The following is a 16,060-nucleotide window of genomic DNA, read 5'->3' on the forward strand; positions in this document are numbered from 1 at the left end:
GCTTCAAATTTCCATTTAAACACACACAAAATTTAACTGATAAAGGGAGGACTAAGTCTAATGGATTTATTATATTTGCTACTGATTTACAAGGTAATCAAATGAAAGTGAGTGCAGATAGCACCATAACTAAATCGTTACCGATAAGGTTTTCAATTCTTGTAAACTATTCTTTTTGAAATACTTTCAACCTTATTAATCTTTTTCCTAAAAAAAACATCAAGCTTGATACCCCAACAATTTCCTAATTTGATAGAAAAACCTTTCAATTAGCCTTAAATCCTCGGTGACAATCTCGGCACTTCCTTTGAGCTCTCTGTCAAATGGCAACTTTTTCCCAAAAGAAGTCCGCAATCCTTTTGGAAGCAAAACGTCAACATAATAGTTCCCTTTATCATCTGGAGTAAGAGAAATGTTTTGGACCTTGCCTTCAACGATTCCATATTCTTGGTATCGGTAATTATCAAGCTTTACTAAAACCTTTTGATTTGGTTTAACTTTACCGGAATTCACTGATGGAATCAACATCCGACCAACAACTAATTCCTTATCATTGGGTAGAACAGACATCACAATATCACCGGGTTTTACAAATTGGTTCTCGCCCCAAAATTGTTGGAAACTAACTACTCCTTCAGTAGAAGAAATAATGAGATAATTTTGTTCCCATTGTCTCAGTGATTTTCTTAGCTGTTCAAATAATTGGAGCGTTTGGGAGCTGTATGTAATCTTATCTTTCTCAGTATTTATTGATGCACCGCTTTTGGTTTTATTTAGATTTGAAACCGCTTCCTGCATCTGTGACAATGTTATATTGATATTTTTCAAATTTTGTTCTGCCTGTAGAAATTTTGTTTTTTCATTTTCTAGTTCCATCGCGGCAATTACACCTTGATTGAACAATTCTTGGGAGCGCAAGTATTTTTTTTGGTAAGGTCAAATTTTGTAACTTCTAAGTTCCGCTGCTGTTGTAATGTAGCAATCCTTGCCCTGTATTCCCCAAGACTTTGGTTTGCTGCAATATTTTCAGGAGCATAGGGCTTAAGACGAGTAAAAAGTTTTTCATCCTGCAATGCTTTTGCAAAACTATTGTATTCTCCCTGTATTTCGCCAAGTTTGAAGGTTGATGCCTGTTGAGTAGGGAAGTAGAGAACTTGTGATGATGACATTGAATCAACTATATCTTTTAGAGCTAGAATATCCTTGTAATCAGCAGCTGACTGAAGCACCATCATGACTTGATTTTTATTTACAGACTGATGATCTTTCACTAAAATTTTTTCAATTTTAGAATTTGTTCTTGCTTCAAGTTTTTCAGGTGGATTTTTGGAAGTTACGACTATGGGGGCAGGTATAAACTCAGGATATTTAATTACATAACTCATCAAGAGAACCATCAGGAGAATGACGAAAATTACCGTGTTTCCCCATCGAATCATCCAATGTGGCGGCTGCGTGAGAATATCCTGCACGTTTTCTGAACGTAGTTCAAGATTGTCTAATATGTCTTTTTCCTTTTCCAATTTATTATTAAATTTTAAAATGTCCCAAATACGTCATAACAATATCCAAACTCTTTGTATTAACTGTGGAGCCATCATGAATACAATTATCTGTTGGAGCTATATAGTTGGTCCTTAAATCCTCCGTAGATTTTTTTTTTTAGCCATTTCATGAGTTTTTAAAAGGTTAATAAAAACAAAGTTACTAAAACGGCAAATGGGAAAAGCTACCGGAGGTTTAGTTCAACAGCTAAGTTCTTGTTGCGTGCGAATAACGAACAGTGATACCCTATTTAACGGAAGCTTCGGGAGTTTTTTTTCAGCATTATGGGTTTATCGGCGAAGGATTTTAGAGATTTACAGGGGATTTCTGAAAGAGTCTCTTTTTTGGGCGGTTTACCCGTTTTTAGTTAATTTTACAAAGTTACAGATTTAGGCGGTTGTTAAAGCTGCCGAAGCTTTAGTTCAGCGGATCTTTAAGTTATTAATTTCTTTAAAAAAATAGAAAAATCTATAATAAATCTGTTATTTCTCCAATTTATTTTTGGTTTTAAATTGGATCTATACTGTGGAAGAAGTGATGTAAGCAGGGAAGAACAGTCGATTTAAAAAAATCTATAAATGTAATTGTCCGGCAAATGAGTAAAAAAAACTTGGTTGATATCATAGAATTTTCAGAAGAGTTATCTGAACCAATTAAGACACTGAATTACGAGTGGCTTGAAAAATATTTTCGTATAGAAGAAGGTGATGTTGCATCACTTTCAGATCCCCAAAAGCATATCATAGACAAAGGCGGCCATATTTATTATGCTAAACTCAATGGTGAAATTGTTGGTACAGCCTCACTGTTAAAGAAAAGTGAAACGGTTTACGAATTAGGTAAATTGGCTGTCAGCGACAAAGCACAGGGACACGGTATTGGGACAATATTGATTGAACATTGCTTAAATATTGCCAAACAAAAACAAATAACGATACTTATTTTATACTCAAACACAACGTTGCAATCGGCTATTCATTTATTTAGAAAATATGGGTTTGAAGAAGTTGAACTTGAAAGTGGAGTTTACGAAAGAGCAAATATCAAAATGGAGAAACACTTTTAAACAGGAAAGAACAGCCGTTTTAGAAAAAAATTATAAAGAATCCAGCGGACTTTTTATCCTGGACTTTGAAAGGTCTGTCACATGCGTGTAGATTTGGGTGGTTTTAATGGAATTATGCCCAAGGAGCTCCTGAATAAAGCGGATATCGGTTCCTGTTTCCATTAAGTGAGTGGCAAAACTGTGGCGCAATCCGTGAATACCGACTTTCTTGCGAATGCCTGCCTTTTCCATCGCCTTCCTAAATACCGCCTGCGCAGACCGTACAGAATATGCCTCGCCTTCTTTACCCTCGAAAAGGTAAACCTTTGGGCGGTAGCTCAGGTAATATTCCCGCAATTCGGGCAGTAAGCTTTGGGGAAGTACGGCGATGCGGTCTTTTTTACCTTTCCCCTGTTCGATGCGCACCAGCATTTCCGCACTGTCGATATCGGAAAGTTTTAACGCTACCACTTCACTCACACGGAGCCCCATGCCGTAACACACTTTCAGAACAAGTGAATGTTTGAGATTTAGTGTGGCAGCTATTATTTTCTTGATTTCAGCTTTGCTGAGCATTTTGGGAAGCAGCAGCTTTTTCTTTGGGCGCGGAATGTCGAAAAACATTTTTTGGCGGTGGAGCACTTGCTCAAAATAAAACTTTACGGCATTCATGCGGCTGTGGATTTCGCTTTCCGAGAGTTTCAGTTTTTCGTGGCAGTAGAGGAAATAAGACCGCAAACGTTCGGGAGAAAGCTCCTGCACGGGATAACTTTTTAGGATGTAGAGCAACTGTGCAAATTCTATGCTGTAAGTGCGTAAGGTATTTTGACTGTACCGCTTCAGCAGGAGATGTTCCTGGAAACGCTGGAACTCCGGCAAATTGACAAGGTGAATTTTGGAGAGTACTGCCTTGCCGGTTATTTTCTCGGGCAGCCCAAAAAGTTTGCGGTAGTGCCTGTTATCGGTAACATACCATTTTTTTTGTGAGGCGGACCACCGTGCTTTTGTGTGTTCGCGCAGAAAGGAAATGAGCTGCCGGTCTTTTTCAAACTGCACCCAAATAACGTTGGAGCCGTTGTGAGTTCCGGAGGAAAACTGAAATCTTTTGTCTGAAAAATCCATACCACCACTGCGTATTTTTTATATATTAAAAAAAGCTAAAATCAGATGGCGTTGGATGTTATCCGCCGCCAATAATTTAAAATACGCAATCCAAATATAGCTATAAAATATTAATATACAAATACTTAATAAAGATTCAAAAAAAATTACGATTTTATGATGCTTGATTCATAAATATTCATATATTTGAGTGTTAGCTGCAAGGCTACACAACAACGCTAATAGACAAACATCCCTTGAAATAATAGGGAGCTGACCCGATTAAGGTGTCAGCCCCTACTAAAAAAAATCTACTCAACACCTAACTGTAATTTTGCAGAACTAAGATGAATTTCATCTTGTGTTTCTAAAGCAAAATATCCATAAGCTAGAGGTGCGGCAGCAGCTCGTTCAACTGCTTGTTCAAACAGTTTATCCCATACTTCTCCACCTTGTTTTTCGTATGCCGAAATTAAATTTTTCAGACTTTCTTCACCGAAAACAGTAACGTGACCTGAAAAATCTTGTGCTATATCGCTGACTTGTGCAGTTGACCAATCAATAATTCCACAAACTTCTCCATTATGATGAGTAAGTGTATGACCTGCATACAAATCACCGTGAATGAATTTTGTAAAATTCGGCCATAAGGCATCATTATCCAGCCATTTTTGGTACCGAAGTTCTAATTCGGCATTTATCCCTAATTCAGATTTCACCAAAATCAATCTTTCAGAAATCTCATTTCTAACCTGTTCAGGTGTCAAAACTTTTAGATTATTACGAAGTACTTCTTCCGTAGGAATTGAATGAAGTTCTATAAGTGCTTTCGCTAATGATGGTATATAAAGGTCGTTTTCTTTAGACATATTCCAGGTTACTTCATAAGTCTCCGCATCATAAGTAAGTGCAGGTTTTCCATCGAGCAAAGGATAGGCTACCAGTTTTTCATTAGCTATACGCCAATCAGGAACTTGAACCGAAAGGTATTTCGACACCAATTGAAGAATGCGTTTCTCATTCGCAATCTGTTCGCCTAAGGTTGTTCTTCTTGGAATACGCAACAACCACTTTGTGCCATCCCTATCTGTAGCGAAACCAACCTTAAAATCAATTCCCATTTCATTAAAACTCATTTCATCCGAAAGAATTAACCCATTTCTTTCCGCTAATTTTTGAATATCTCTATTTTTCATTTTTTTAAATATTTTTGATTTTACCTAATTGCATTAAGTTGCGAGTGCTAAACGAAAGAATACCCACAAGGATTGCCAAACAACCGCTTATGATAAACGTAATGTTTACACCAATAACTTCTGCAATCAGGCCTGTGAATAATAAACCGATTACACTTGGCAAAACTGCCAAACTATAATAAAGTGAAAATACACGTCCTAATTTTTCAGGACTTACCTCTGTTTGTACAATTGCTGTAAAACAGCCATTGAAAACAGACAGGCTGATACCGCCAATGGCTGTTACCATCACAAATCCTACAAACCAACTTGCAGGTAATACACCACTCAAAATAAATGTAAGTCCCAATAATACATACATAACATTGACTGCGACTACTTTTGAGCCTTTCAATTTGAAAATACTCAGGATGACACCGCCAATAAGCATACCTCCGCCCCAAACCACTTCTACAATTCCTATCTCCCATTTTCCTCCTGCAAAATGCCCTGTTGTGAGCAACGGAAACATAATGGCAGCTGGCATTATAACAAAGGTTATCGCCATTGCATAAAGAAAAAGATAACGCAAACCTTTGTTTTTTGAAACAGTCTGAAACCCTTCCGAAAATTCTGTAGCAATAGAATGTGCAGACGATTTTGACTTCGCAACCACATTGGGAATTTTCACCATCACGAGTGAAAGAATAGCCAGCAATGCTCCAATCAAATCCAAGTACAATACTTTTGAAATAGGAAGATAAGCAATGGCTAATGTGCCAATGGCAGGACCACCAATACTGCAAACCGAATGTAACACCTGATTAATTCCTGCTACCTTTATCAATTCATTTTGGGGTACAATCAGCGGAGCAATTGCCTGTAGTGCCGGAGCGTGAAAAGCATTACCAACAGAGCGTAAACCCAATAAAATGTATATCCATATAAGATTAACATTTTCATTTTGTAAAATGACGAGTAACAAAAGGGCACAGAGAGCTATAAAAGCATCCGAAAAAATCATTACATATTTACGATTGAGACGGTCAACATATACACCTGCTATTAAGCCTATCAATGCTTGAGGCAACATAGCTGCTATTCCTGCGTAGGCTAAAACTTCGGCTGACTTGTACTCCAGACTAAGCCATATAACAATAGCAAACTGAACAGCATAACTTGTAAGCATTGAAGCAAACTGTCCAGCCCATATAAACATATAGGTCTTAAACCATTTACGGTTTTCCATAAAAACTTGATTAAATTATACAACAAAATAATTGTAGCATAATACTAATAGAGTACTATACCATAAAAGTGGGTTTTGAAGAGAATTACCCTAATAATTATTTAATCCAAGGCTTTGCCACGTGTTGTATACTTTTTGGAAGTGAAGCCACAAAAGTACAAATTATTATCTCAAAAAATAAGCTATTTTAGCAAAATTAAGCCCAGCAGCTAACAAGGGTTTTGCAATAGTGGGGCGAAACTGCAAAGTTCAACTGTTGTTCTTCGGTTCAACTTTTGTGCAAAATTGAAGATTTGTGCTTCGATTGCCCCACCATCGCAAAGCCCCAAAACGTTATGTGCAAGCGTATTGCGAAACCGCATAAAAACACGGAAAAATGAAAGAAGAAACGAATGAAATTATTCAAAAAATAAATAGCAACTCAATATTATTTTTTGATTTAGATGGCACTTTGATAGAAACAGATTACGCAAATTATTTATCTTATAAAGATGCTATTAAAAAAATTAAAGACATAGAAATTACTTTTAACGAAAATAAGAGATTTGACCGAAGTTGTTTATTTCAAGCAATTCCAAATTTATCAAACCTTGATGCTGAATTGATAATAAAATTAAAGGAAGAAAATTATCCTGAAAACTTATCGTTCACTAAATTAAATAGTATTCCTTTTGAGATATTAAAGAAATATTGTAAAACTAACACTACAGTTTTAGTAACAAATTGCCGAAAAGAAAGGGCTAAAATTACTCTTGAATATCATAATGTTTTGGATTGCTTTTCACACTTTTTCTATGGAACATTTCGTGATGAGAAAAAAATAAATAAATTTCAAACTACAATTGAAAATTTGAATATCTCACCAAAATCAGTAATTGTTTTTGAAAATGAGGAAAATGAAATCATTGATGCAATTTCTGTGGGAATACCAAAAGAAAATATAATATCTTTGTAATATGAACAGTTTTACAATTTTACCGAGTAAAGATTTTAGAACGGGTAAATTCTTTTTAGATAGAAGTATAGATGCCTTTTATCACACGGATTTTGGAGGTTTTCAACTTCCAAATAATCCAAATTATCTTTATAAATTCAAAAACGACCCACATCACAATTGGTCAGATTACAGACTGCAGGAAGCACAACAAGAATTGATGCAAGTGTTATTGTTAGATTTGCCTCAAATCAATATAAATATTAAGAAAACGCCCTTAACTGTTTGTGTTGTACCGAGGTCAAAAGCCGATAAGAATTATAATGCAAATCAATTATTATTCAAGGCAACAATAAAAAATGCTGTAAATAGATTAGGAAGCAACTATATTGATGGTACAGATTTTATTATAAGACATACGAATACTAAAACAACTCATTTACGAAAACCAATGGAAGGCTTTAATAATGACGGAGCCGAACCTTATGCAGGAATAAGTTTAGATACATGCAATTTTTCAAATCAAATTGCAGGAAAAGATATTTTATTAATTGACGACATTTACACAAAAACAGTGAATATAGATGAAGACATGATTCAAGCACTAATCAATCTTGGTGCTAATTCTGTTACATTTTATGCAATTGGAAATACAATTCAACAAAATATAAACTTATGAAATATACTGATAACGCATTAAATATACTTACTGCAAAAAGCTTTAAAGGAATTGGTAGAGCTTGGATTGTGAAAAATTTAAAAGGGAATGAATCTGTTAATGAAATAATTTCTTTATTAAACAATAACTCCAAACAAGAATCGCTAATATCTTTTGATGATTTTGAGTATAGCAAAAATAAGATTGTAAATAAACTAGATTTATTAGAAGATTGCTGTGATGGATTAACTGCGATTGGAGATAATAATTTCCCAAAATATCGTGGAAATGTTAAAGAAAGCGAACAACCAATATATTTATTTTACAAAGGAAATCTTGAGTTATTAAAATTAGATAATCCTAATATTTCTGTAATTGGACTTCTTAATCCTGATGAAGCGATTGAAAAAAGAGAAAGAAAAATAGTTTCTGAAATCGTAAAAAAAGGCGTTACGATTGTAAGTGGTTTAGCGTTAGGATGCGATAGTATAGCACATATAGAAGCATTAAATGGAGGAAAAACAGTTGCAATCTTACCAAGTGCTTTAAATAACATTATGCCTGCAAAAAATAGAGGTCTTGCTTTTGAAATAGTTGAAGAAGGAGGATTACTAATAACAGAATATTTTGAAGAACATAAATCTTCAATGGAATTAAGTAGTCGTTATAAGGAAAGAGATAGATTACAAGCATTATTTTGTGATGTAATTATTTTAGCAGCAAGTTACGCACAAGATACTGCAAATAGATGGAATTTACACGGACAAAAATTAGACAGCGGAGCAAGATTAGCAATGGAATTTGCAAAAGAATATGAAATTCCACGAGCGGTTATGTATGACGAAAATACGGACCTCAATAATCCGATGTTTGATTTGAATAGACAATTAATCAATGAAAAGAAAAATATTACAATTCTAACACAAAAGAATTTAGACATATTAATTAATCAAACAATGAAAAAAATTGACAACTTATATGTTCAAGCAAATCTTTTTGACTGAAAAAAAAAAACGCCTGCACATAACATGGGTAACTGTTGCACAACTCCTTTTTTTTAGAAAATAGTTTTCAAAAACATGAAATTTTGACCTCTTTAGAAGCAATTTTAGAGAGGTTTTTTTTTAGTTGTAGTTCAAAATTCTAGAATTTGAATAGCTTAAAATCGAGTTTTTATAGACTGAAAAGGCGCGTTTTGAAAAAGCAAAGTTCTTCCCTTGTTTTAGAGATAGAACTTGGGCTAAAATACTTGGTTTTTTAATGGTAAAACGCATGTATTTCTTCAAGTTGTAGGTTAAACTTGCCATCAGTACATGTTTGTTTGCGTTTTTGATGCCTCGAGTGTTGACTCGTTTCATGTTGGTAAAGTTGATCAACGTTCCAATGACGGGTTCTACCGTTTTGCTTCGCACTCTAACCATTTTCTTGGCATATTTCTCGTTTTGGGTGAGTTTTTGATGCATACGGTCGTAATGTTCTTTGTGGATGCTGTCGTCTAGCTTTTTAAACTTGGTGCTTTTGCCACAGCATTGTTCTCTTAGTGGACAGTTTTTGCAATCTGTTTCACTGCTTCGGTACGTTCGTTTGGTGTAGCCTTTACTATCCATTTTTTCGCCTTTGAAAAGCAGTTTAGCTTGCTTACCTTCGGGTTTTGTGCATTGATAATAGTTTTCTTCTTTGTGGTAAGTAAAACCTTCTCGCTCTGATTTGTATTGTCCGAAGTTAGGGATGTAGGCGTTGATGTTTTTTTCGTGCAAATACGCCAATGCTTCGCCACTGCTGTAACCACCATCGGCTAAAAGTTCTTGTAATTCTATTCCGTTTTCCTTTAGGTTTTCTTCTGTGAGTTCTACAATTTGTTCTAAACACTGACTGTCGCGTTTATCCGCAAAATCTGAACACGCTCCTGTAATGACATGGTGCGCATCGTCAACTGCGATTTGTCCAAAATAATTTAATTGTCGCGCTTTGCCGGGTTTTACACTCACTCTAGCATCGCTATCTGTGGGAGAATAATGGGTGTGATTAGATAGGTATTTGGGACGGATGAGATTGCCGTTTTCATCTATCTGTCTACTATTGCTATTTGCTGGCATTCCTTTATACGCTTCTGCTTTCCAATCATGGTGGCGTTCAACGAGTTTCTTGCGGGTGGTAGTTACTTTGTATTCGCTGTTTTCTTCTAGTTCGTTTACAAAAGCACTGGCGTCTTCTAAAACTTCTTTCTCTACCAAGCTATCCATAGAAGCATTAGCTTTGATGAAAACGCTGTCCACCGCTTGTCGTTTACCACGAACCATATTTTTAGAAACGCACATTCTCAAGACTTCTTTAAACAAGTTTAAAAAGACTTCTTCGCCATACAAACCGCGAGTTCGGCTAATGGTACTGTGCCAAGGAAGCTGCTCATGTACATCATAACCTAAAAACAATCTTATCGACAAGCTATCACTACAAAAAGCTATCAACTGTCTATCTGAATTGATATTGTTTAAATATCCCACCAATAATATCTTAAAGAAAACAACAGGATCTATACTCTCCTGTCCTTCCTTACCATAATACTTTTGAGTTGCTTTATAAATGAAATCTAAATTGAGTTCGGATAACATTTTTCTATAAAAATTATCCTCTGGAACTAGGTCTAATAAATTGACCGAAACAAATAATTGTGGTGTAAAACTCTTCTTTCCTTGCATACATCAATTTACGAAATATCCCGTTTTTATACAAGTTTATTTGTATATTTGAGTTGTGCAACAAGCACATGGGTTTGGCAAAAGCGGGGCGGAGAGTTATCATTTAGAAGACTTCAGCACTTTTCGCCGCAAAAAACCTTTTCGTTTTTTTATTTTTTGTAATTTTGAAAAAACGAAAATGGTTTTTGCTCGGTTCGGGTTTAGTTGGAATTTCCCTCTTTCTTATCCCCGCCTTCGCCAAGCCCTTTTCCGTTATGTGCAATGCTATCAAAACAGCGTCATAGAAAGAAAATTTTTATTATATTGCCAAAAAAATTAAAAAAATGAATGGAAAAATAAGATTGAAATTAAATGATAAATCTTCCTTTTTTCTTATTGCTGTTAATATATTCAACTTTGAGAAACCAGAAATTAAACTAAACTTAAAATAAAATAACCTTCAAAAAAAATAAAAAATGGATTTAAAAAAAGTATTTTTATATGTTGCTTGTTTTGTTCTTTTGATAAAAGGCGGAAAAACTATTTGGGAATTAATAAATTTTAATCAGATTATGGAATTAAACGACGTAGCAAATTCAACTGCCTACAAAATTGGCTTTGTTGTGGGAATGCTAGTCGAAGTAGTAGTGTTTTTTGGTCTTATTAAAATCATTTACGATTATTTTTTGAAAGAAAAAGAAATGACCTCAAATACTATAAATTAAAAAGCACTGCACATAACATTGTATTTGCAAAAGGCGGGGTTGAATATATAATAGAAAAACCCGATGCATTTAGTCGCAACTTGCTTTTCATATTACAATTTTTTGTAGATTAGTAATCTGAAAAAGCAATTTGCTTCGTTCGGTCGAAATTGAACTTTCAGTTAAATTTAGCCCGCCCTTCGCAAATACTTTTTCCGTTGTACGACATAGTAAAACCGAACCAAACAAAATGAAAGTCAGAGAAGAAAAGTTAAGAACAATTATAGAATGGTCGGAGAAAAACGAAGATGTAAGAGTTCTTCTTCTGACAAGTTCACTTGTAAATCCTTTAGCACTTGTTGACGAATTTAGTGATTTAGACATTGAATTTGTTTTTGAGGATAATACAAATTACATTTCAGACAAAAGCTGGACGCTTAAATTCGGAAATCCAATTGCTATGATTGAAGAAGACGAAAGTTGTTTTAACCATAAACACGCAATGAAAATGCTACTTTATGAAGACGGTGTGAAAGTAGATTTTAAACTTTACAGCAAATCAAAATTTATAAAGGAAACGCAAGAGAAAGAATTACCAGAAGATTGGGATATTGGTTATAAAATTTTAATTGATAAAGATGGTATTACAAAGCAAATGCTGAAACCAACTTATCAAATTTCCATTATCAAAAAACCGTCTGAAAAAGAGTTTCAAAATCTAATAAACGATTTTTGGTGGGACACAACTTACGTGGCAAAGTGTCTTGTGAGAGATGAAATATTCTATGCGAAATTTATGTCGGAAACCGTTATTCGCACAGAATATTTAATTCCTTTAATTGAATGGCACATTGCAAGTGAACACAATTGGAACATAACGACCAATAAATATGGACGACTTTTCAAAAAGTATCTTAACCAGGAAATGTGGGCTAAAACAGAACAAACATTTTCAGGGAGCGATATAAAGGAAAATTGGACTGCTCTATTTTCAATGACTGATTTAGTTTCAGAAATAGGAACTGAATTGTCAAAAAAATTAGAGTACAAATACCCGGATAAATTAGAAAATGACATACGAAAATATTTAGCTGGACTAAAACCCAAAACATAACTACGTCGTACAACATCGTATTGGCAATAGGCGGGCTGAACGGCTTCGTATCAACGGAAGTGCAAAATTCAACTTCTGTTCTTCGATTAAAGTTCAGTGCTAAAAATCCCGCCCATCGCCAATACGCGGCACGTTAGCGGTAATTTTACCAAACAGAATGTTGAACATAAAAAAATATAATCCGATGAAGCTATAAGTAACTGTCCAAAATATATAAACTTAAACCTTTTCATTGCTTTCAAAAAGTAATGGAATATTCTATTATTAACTTTTAAAAATTAGAAAAAATGACACAGTTACAAATGATTAACAAAACAAAATCTATAGCTCAACAAGACGAAAATATTTCCGCTGTTTTTATGTATGGTTCATTTACCAAAAACGAAGGAGACAAATATTCTGACATCGAATTTTACATCTTTGTAAAAAATAAAGAAAATTTCTCAGCAGAAAAATGGGTAAATCAAATTCATCCTGTGGCTTTATATTTTATAAATGAATATGGAACCGAAGTTGCTATTTTTGAGAATTTGGTCAGAGGAGAATTTCATTTTTTAAAAACAGAGGAAATTGAAATTATCAAATCTTGGGACGGAATAGTTACATTTAGCGATTTTGACCAAATGAACCTAATCGACAAAGACGGACATTTAACGAAAACGCTTAATCAAATCAAAACGAAATCGCCCGAAAGAATAACAAATGAAAATATTTTGTGGTTAAGCCAATCATTACTGAATGTTGTACTGACAACAAGCAACTTGATTAAACGAGAAGAATTTGCTCACGCTCATCACAGTTTATCAAATGTGCAGAAATACTTGCTTTGGCTTATAAGAGCAAGAACAAGCAAAACGCAACATTGGGAAAGTCCGACTAAAAGTCTCGAAAAGGACATTGACACGATTTGGTATTCAGAGTATAAAAAAGTAACATCAGATTTAAATCCCAAAAACATCGTTTTGGCTTTTGAGAACTCATTAAATTTATCGGAAAAACTATTTGATGAACTAAATATTGAACCCAAACTGAAAGAAATCCTACACAAAATAAGATAAAAAAACTACCGCCAACATCGGTTTTGCAAAAGAGCGGGTTAAGTGGTTAATTCAAGGTTTGTGCATTTAATCCGCAAAACCATTTTTTATTTGCTTTTAAAATGTAAATTAGCAAATAGAAAAAATGGTTTTGCTTAAGTTAGTTCAAAATTGAAAGTTTAGTCTTTCTAATCCGCTCCTTCGCAAAGCCGCAAAACGTTAGCGGTAATTTTACCGAGCCAATCGTGTATAAAGGAACACTAACGAATAAATAAATAAATGAAAATAATTAGACGACATTGGTATAATATTTGAAATTCTCTTGCAACAGCAGTTTAACAAAATAGCGACCCCGAAAAGTTTTACGAGTAGGATAATATAAATTTTTAAAAAAAATGAAAAAGCAGATTTTAATCATTACATCATTATCAGTAGGATTAATACTAAGCTCTTGTAATCAACAAACAAAACAAGAGGAAAAAGAAGAAACTAAAACTGAAACAACAGCATCTTCGCCAAATGAAATCGCCAACCAATCACTAACCGACAAACAAGGGAACAAACTTGATATGGTTTTTGATAATGCAAAAGATGTTGTAACTATTTCATTTAATGGTGAATCATCAGAACTTGCAAGTCAAAAACCTGCATCAGGAATTTGGTACAAAAACGACCATTACGAATTAAGTGGAAAAGGGAACGACATCCAACTCTTGAAAGATGACAAAGTAATTTTTGAACATCAAGACGATAAAGTCGAAATAGTTGCGAAGAATGACAAAGGAGATGTATTGAATTTGACGTTCAATAACACGGAAGGAACTGTAAAAGCGTATCTTAACGGAGGGGAACAAATTGATCTTGTAGAACAAAAATCTGCTTCGGGTATTTGGTATAAAAATGAGACCTATGAACTTTCAGGGAAAGGCGACAAATACCAACTAAAAAAGAGCGGAAAAACAGTATTTGAAAATTAAAACTACCGCTAACAAGGTATTGCCAAAAGCGGGGCTGAATGTTCAATACTCAACTTTTGTACCACAATTCCGCAAAAACCATTTTTTATTTGCTTCGAAAAATGTAAATTAGCAAACAAAAAAATGGTTTTGCTAACTGCGGTGCTGAACTCAACATTTGTTCCTTGATTTCCCCGCCTTCGGCAATACCCAAACCGTTAGCGGGCATTGTAAAGGACTACCTCTAAAAAAGAAAACTGAGAAATGTATGAACTTAGAATTGCAAATACTACAATCTGACAATATTAAAGAGTTCAAGGACTTAATAGTTATTTTTGAAAATGTATTTGAAATGAAAAATTTCAATTTGCCAAGTGAATTGCACTTACAGAAACTATTAAACCAAGAAACCTTTTATGTAGTTACGGCTAGGGCAAACAACAAAGTTATAGGTGGGCTGACAGTTTATGTGCTTGACCAGTACTATTCAGATAAACCATTAGCCTATATATATGACCTTGCAGTATTGACGAATTACCAAAGAAAAGGCGTGGGGCGAAAGTTAATAGCGTTTACAAATCAATATTTCAAAGAAAAGGGATTTGAAGAAGTTTTTGTGCAAGCAGATGAAGTTGACAATTATGCTCTTGATTTCTACCGTCTTACAAATCCGACAGAAGAAGAGAAAGTGCGACATTTCTATTACAAATTAACTCTTGACAGTGAAAAGTAAACAAGAACAACGACCCGCTAACACGGGTTTTGCGTCAGGCGGGGTGACGTATCACTTGGAGCTTTGTGCTTCTATTCAAGTTCAGTGCAGGTTGACAGTTTTGTGCTCCGAAACCCGCCCGAACGCAAAGCCCGAAAACGTTAAGCGAAAGACGTTCTAGCAACACTTAAATTTTTATTTGGCATATTATTTGAACAAAACCAAGATGGAAACCAAATTATGATTGATATTTTGAACTATTATAAGGAGTGAGCGTTTTGAAGTTAAGTATATTGGTTGCGTTGATTATTACTTCAATTATTCTCGCTTCAGTTGGAATCATATCAGTATATAGACCAAAGATAATCGGAACAGAATTTGTTTGGAATAAATCTAGCAGATTCTATGTGCTGAAGCCTATTGAGCCAACGAATAACTACTATCTCCGCTATATAAAGATAATCGGAGTCGGATTTATATTATCAGGTTTGATATTATTGATGATTTCAATAATCTATTTCTTTAATCCGTCTATACTAGAAATAACATGATTAAGATATAAAAAGGCTTCATATTTATAAGAGATCAGTACAAAGGTGGACGACAAAATGATAATACAGATGAATAAGGAAACTGTTGAAATAGTAAGCAAACTGGCAAATAAATTATGGTCAGAAGCTGACTATAATGATTTGTATGAGGATTTCCAAGAGATTATTGATAAAAATGATGAGATTTGCTTATTAATATATGAAAATGGAATTCCAGTTGGATTTATACATGCTTCAACGAGATATGATTATGTTGAGGGAAGCCAAGGTTCTCCTGTCGGATATATTGAAGGAATATATGTTGAAGACAACCATAGAAGAAAAGGGTATTCAAAAAGATTGGTAAAAGAAGTTGAAAAATGGGCAAAAAATAAAGGCTATTCCGAACTGGCATCAGATTGTGAACTGGAAAATGAGGACAGTATTGCATTCCATAAAGGTGTAGAATTTGCAGAAGCAAACCGGATAGTATGCTTTATTAAGGAAATATAGACAGCGGCGTTAAGGCGGGAACGTCCTTCGCTTAACTTCGAACTTACGCCATTGCCTAGTTGTCACGCCTTTTGCGGTGGAACTTTGCAAAAGTCCCGCCAAGTCCATT

At 34.5% G+C, this 16,060-nt stretch carries 16 protein-coding genes; 10 read left to right on the forward strand and 6 right to left on the reverse strand.

The window, feature by feature from the left end:
- Positions 1-219 precede the first annotated feature (219 nt).
- Positions 220-918 (reverse strand): HlyD family efflux transporter periplasmic adaptor subunit, encoded by a 699-nt coding sequence (locus tag G6R40_RS15160; protein WP_228414506.1) that lies wholly within the window; start codon positions 916-918, stop codon positions 220-222.
- The gene (locus tag G6R40_RS15165) at positions 885-1,523 is read right to left on the reverse strand and encodes a hypothetical protein (protein WP_214649541.1); all 639 of its coding nucleotides are present in this window, start codon (positions 1,521-1,523) and stop codon (positions 885-887) included. Before G6R40_RS15165 ends, G6R40_RS15160 begins: the two co-directional genes overlap by 34 nt.
- 617 nt (positions 1,524-2,140) lie before the next feature.
- On the opposite strand from G6R40_RS15165, the gene G6R40_RS08560 reads away from it, so the two are divergent.
- The gene (locus G6R40_RS08560; RefSeq protein WP_024565583.1) at positions 2,141-2,611 is read left to right on the forward strand and encodes a GNAT family N-acetyltransferase; all 471 of its coding nucleotides are present in this window, start codon (positions 2,141-2,143) and stop codon (positions 2,609-2,611) included.
- A gap of 30 nt (positions 2,612-2,641) precedes the next feature.
- On the opposite strand, the gene G6R40_RS08565 is transcribed toward G6R40_RS08560, so the two are convergent.
- From G6R40_RS08565 to mef(C), 3 genes are all read right to left on the reverse strand, one after another.
- Positions 2,642-3,712: a tyrosine-type recombinase/integrase gene (locus G6R40_RS08565; protein ID WP_024567409.1), complete on the reverse strand. Its 1,071-nt coding sequence runs from the start codon at positions 3,710-3,712 to the stop codon at positions 2,642-2,644.
- Between the two features lie 290 nt (positions 3,713-4,002).
- On the reverse strand, positions 4,003-4,887 hold the full coding sequence (gene mph / locus G6R40_RS08570; RefSeq protein ID WP_078213155.1) for an Mph(E)/Mph(G) family macrolide 2'-phosphotransferase: 885 nt from the start codon (positions 4,885-4,887) through the stop codon (positions 4,003-4,005).
- A gap of 4 nt (positions 4,888-4,891) precedes the next feature.
- Positions 4,892-6,115 carry a macrolide efflux MFS transporter Mef(C) gene (mef(C), locus tag G6R40_RS08575; RefSeq protein ID WP_085286200.1) on the reverse strand — a complete coding sequence of 408 codons (1,224 nt, stop codon included), beginning with the start codon at positions 6,113-6,115 and terminating at the stop codon, positions 4,892-4,894.
- Positions 6,116-6,491: 376 nt separating this feature from the next.
- Here mef(C) and G6R40_RS08580 point away from each other — a divergent pair, with 376 nt between their 5' ends.
- Genes G6R40_RS08580 through G6R40_RS08590 form a run of 3 tightly spaced genes read left to right on the forward strand, consistent with a single transcriptional unit; the run spans position 6,492 to position 8,711 of the window.
- Positions 6,492-7,070, forward strand: a complete 579-nt coding sequence (locus G6R40_RS08580) for an HAD hydrolase-like protein (RefSeq protein WP_165134114.1) — start codon at positions 6,492-6,494, stop codon at positions 7,068-7,070.
- A gap of 1 nt (position 7,071) precedes the next feature.
- The gene (locus G6R40_RS08585) at positions 7,072-7,728 is read left to right on the forward strand and encodes an amidophosphoribosyltransferase (protein WP_165134117.1); all 657 of its coding nucleotides are present in this window, start codon (positions 7,072-7,074) and stop codon (positions 7,726-7,728) included.
- Positions 7,725-8,711 (forward strand): DNA-processing protein DprA, encoded by a 987-nt coding sequence (locus tag G6R40_RS08590; RefSeq protein ID WP_165134120.1) that lies wholly within the window; start codon positions 7,725-7,727, stop codon positions 8,709-8,711. The genes G6R40_RS08585 and G6R40_RS08590 overlap by 4 nt, the downstream gene beginning before the upstream one ends.
- A 120-nt stretch (positions 8,712-8,831) precedes the next feature.
- Here G6R40_RS08590 and G6R40_RS08595 read toward each other — a convergent pair whose 3' ends face one another.
- Entirely contained in the window at positions 8,832-10,406 is a 1,575-nt protein-coding gene (locus tag G6R40_RS08595) for an IS1182 family transposase (protein WP_165131100.1), read from the reverse strand.
- A gap of 455 nt (positions 10,407-10,861) precedes the next feature.
- Here G6R40_RS08595 and G6R40_RS08600 point away from each other — a divergent pair, with 455 nt between their 5' ends.
- From G6R40_RS08600 to aac(6'), 6 genes are all read left to right on the forward strand, one after another.
- Entirely contained in the window at positions 10,862-11,110 is a 249-nt protein-coding gene (locus G6R40_RS08600; RefSeq protein ID WP_165134123.1) for a hypothetical protein, read from the forward strand.
- 229 nt (positions 11,111-11,339) lie between these two features.
- Positions 11,340-12,203 (forward strand): aminoglycoside 6-adenylyltransferase AadS, encoded by an 864-nt coding sequence (locus G6R40_RS08605; protein WP_003013318.1) that lies wholly within the window; start codon positions 11,340-11,342, stop codon positions 12,201-12,203.
- 287 nt (positions 12,204-12,490) lie between these two features.
- Positions 12,491-13,261, forward strand: coding sequence for a lincosamide nucleotidyltransferase Lnu(H) (gene lnu(H) / locus G6R40_RS08610; RefSeq protein WP_165134126.1), 771 nt, complete (start codon positions 12,491-12,493; stop codon positions 13,259-13,261).
- Between the two features lie 374 nt (positions 13,262-13,635).
- Entirely contained in the window at positions 13,636-14,217 is a 582-nt protein-coding gene (locus G6R40_RS08615) for an MliC family protein (RefSeq protein ID WP_165134129.1), read from the forward strand.
- 247 nt (positions 14,218-14,464) lie between these two features.
- On the forward strand, positions 14,465-14,929 hold the full coding sequence (locus G6R40_RS08620; protein WP_024568394.1) for a GNAT family N-acetyltransferase: 465 nt from the start codon (positions 14,465-14,467) through the stop codon (positions 14,927-14,929).
- A 599-nt stretch (positions 14,930-15,528) separates the two neighbouring features.
- On the forward strand, positions 15,529-15,951 hold the full coding sequence (gene aac(6') / locus G6R40_RS08625; RefSeq protein WP_198923677.1) for an aminoglycoside 6'-N-acetyltransferase: 423 nt from the start codon (positions 15,529-15,531) through the stop codon (positions 15,949-15,951).
- Positions 15,952-16,060: the final 109 nt, after the last annotated feature.

Origin of the sequence: Chryseobacterium sp. POL2, assembly GCF_011058315.1 — a bacterium.
Taxonomy (GTDB): domain Bacteria; phylum Bacteroidota; class Bacteroidia; order Flavobacteriales; family Weeksellaceae; genus Soonwooa.

What these genes read in the sequence shown, in the direction of transcription:
- G6R40_RS08560 (WP_024565583.1), top strand. Translation starts at nt 2,141, where the DNA reads ATGAGTAAAAAAAACTTGGTTGATATCATAGAATTTTCAGAAGAGTTA.
- G6R40_RS08565 (WP_024567409.1), bottom strand. Translation starts at nt 3,712, where the DNA reads ATGGATTTTTCAGACAAAAGATTTCAGTTTTCCTCCGGAACTCACAAC.
- mph (WP_078213155.1), bottom strand. Translation starts at nt 4,887, where the DNA reads ATGAAAAATAGAGATATTCAAAAATTAGCGGAAAGAAATGGGTTAATT.
- G6R40_RS08580 (WP_165134114.1), top strand. Translation starts at nt 6,492, where the DNA reads ATGAAAGAAGAAACGAATGAAATTATTCAAAAAATAAATAGCAACTCA.
- G6R40_RS08585 (WP_165134117.1), top strand. Translation starts at nt 7,072, where the DNA reads ATGAACAGTTTTACAATTTTACCGAGTAAAGATTTTAGAACGGGTAAA.
- G6R40_RS08590 (WP_165134120.1), top strand. Translation starts at nt 7,725, where the DNA reads ATGAAATATACTGATAACGCATTAAATATACTTACTGCAAAAAGCTTT.
- G6R40_RS08595 (WP_165131100.1), bottom strand. Translation starts at nt 10,406, where the DNA reads ATGCAAGGAAAGAAGAGTTTTACACCACAATTATTTGTTTCGGTCAAT.
- G6R40_RS08600 (WP_165134123.1), top strand. Translation starts at nt 10,862, where the DNA reads ATGGATTTAAAAAAAGTATTTTTATATGTTGCTTGTTTTGTTCTTTTG.
- G6R40_RS08605 (WP_003013318.1), top strand. Translation starts at nt 11,340, where the DNA reads ATGAAAGTCAGAGAAGAAAAGTTAAGAACAATTATAGAATGGTCGGAG.
- G6R40_RS08615 (WP_165134129.1), top strand. Translation starts at nt 13,636, where the DNA reads ATGAAAAAGCAGATTTTAATCATTACATCATTATCAGTAGGATTAATA.
- G6R40_RS08620 (WP_024568394.1), top strand. Translation starts at nt 14,465, where the DNA reads ATGAACTTAGAATTGCAAATACTACAATCTGACAATATTAAAGAGTTC.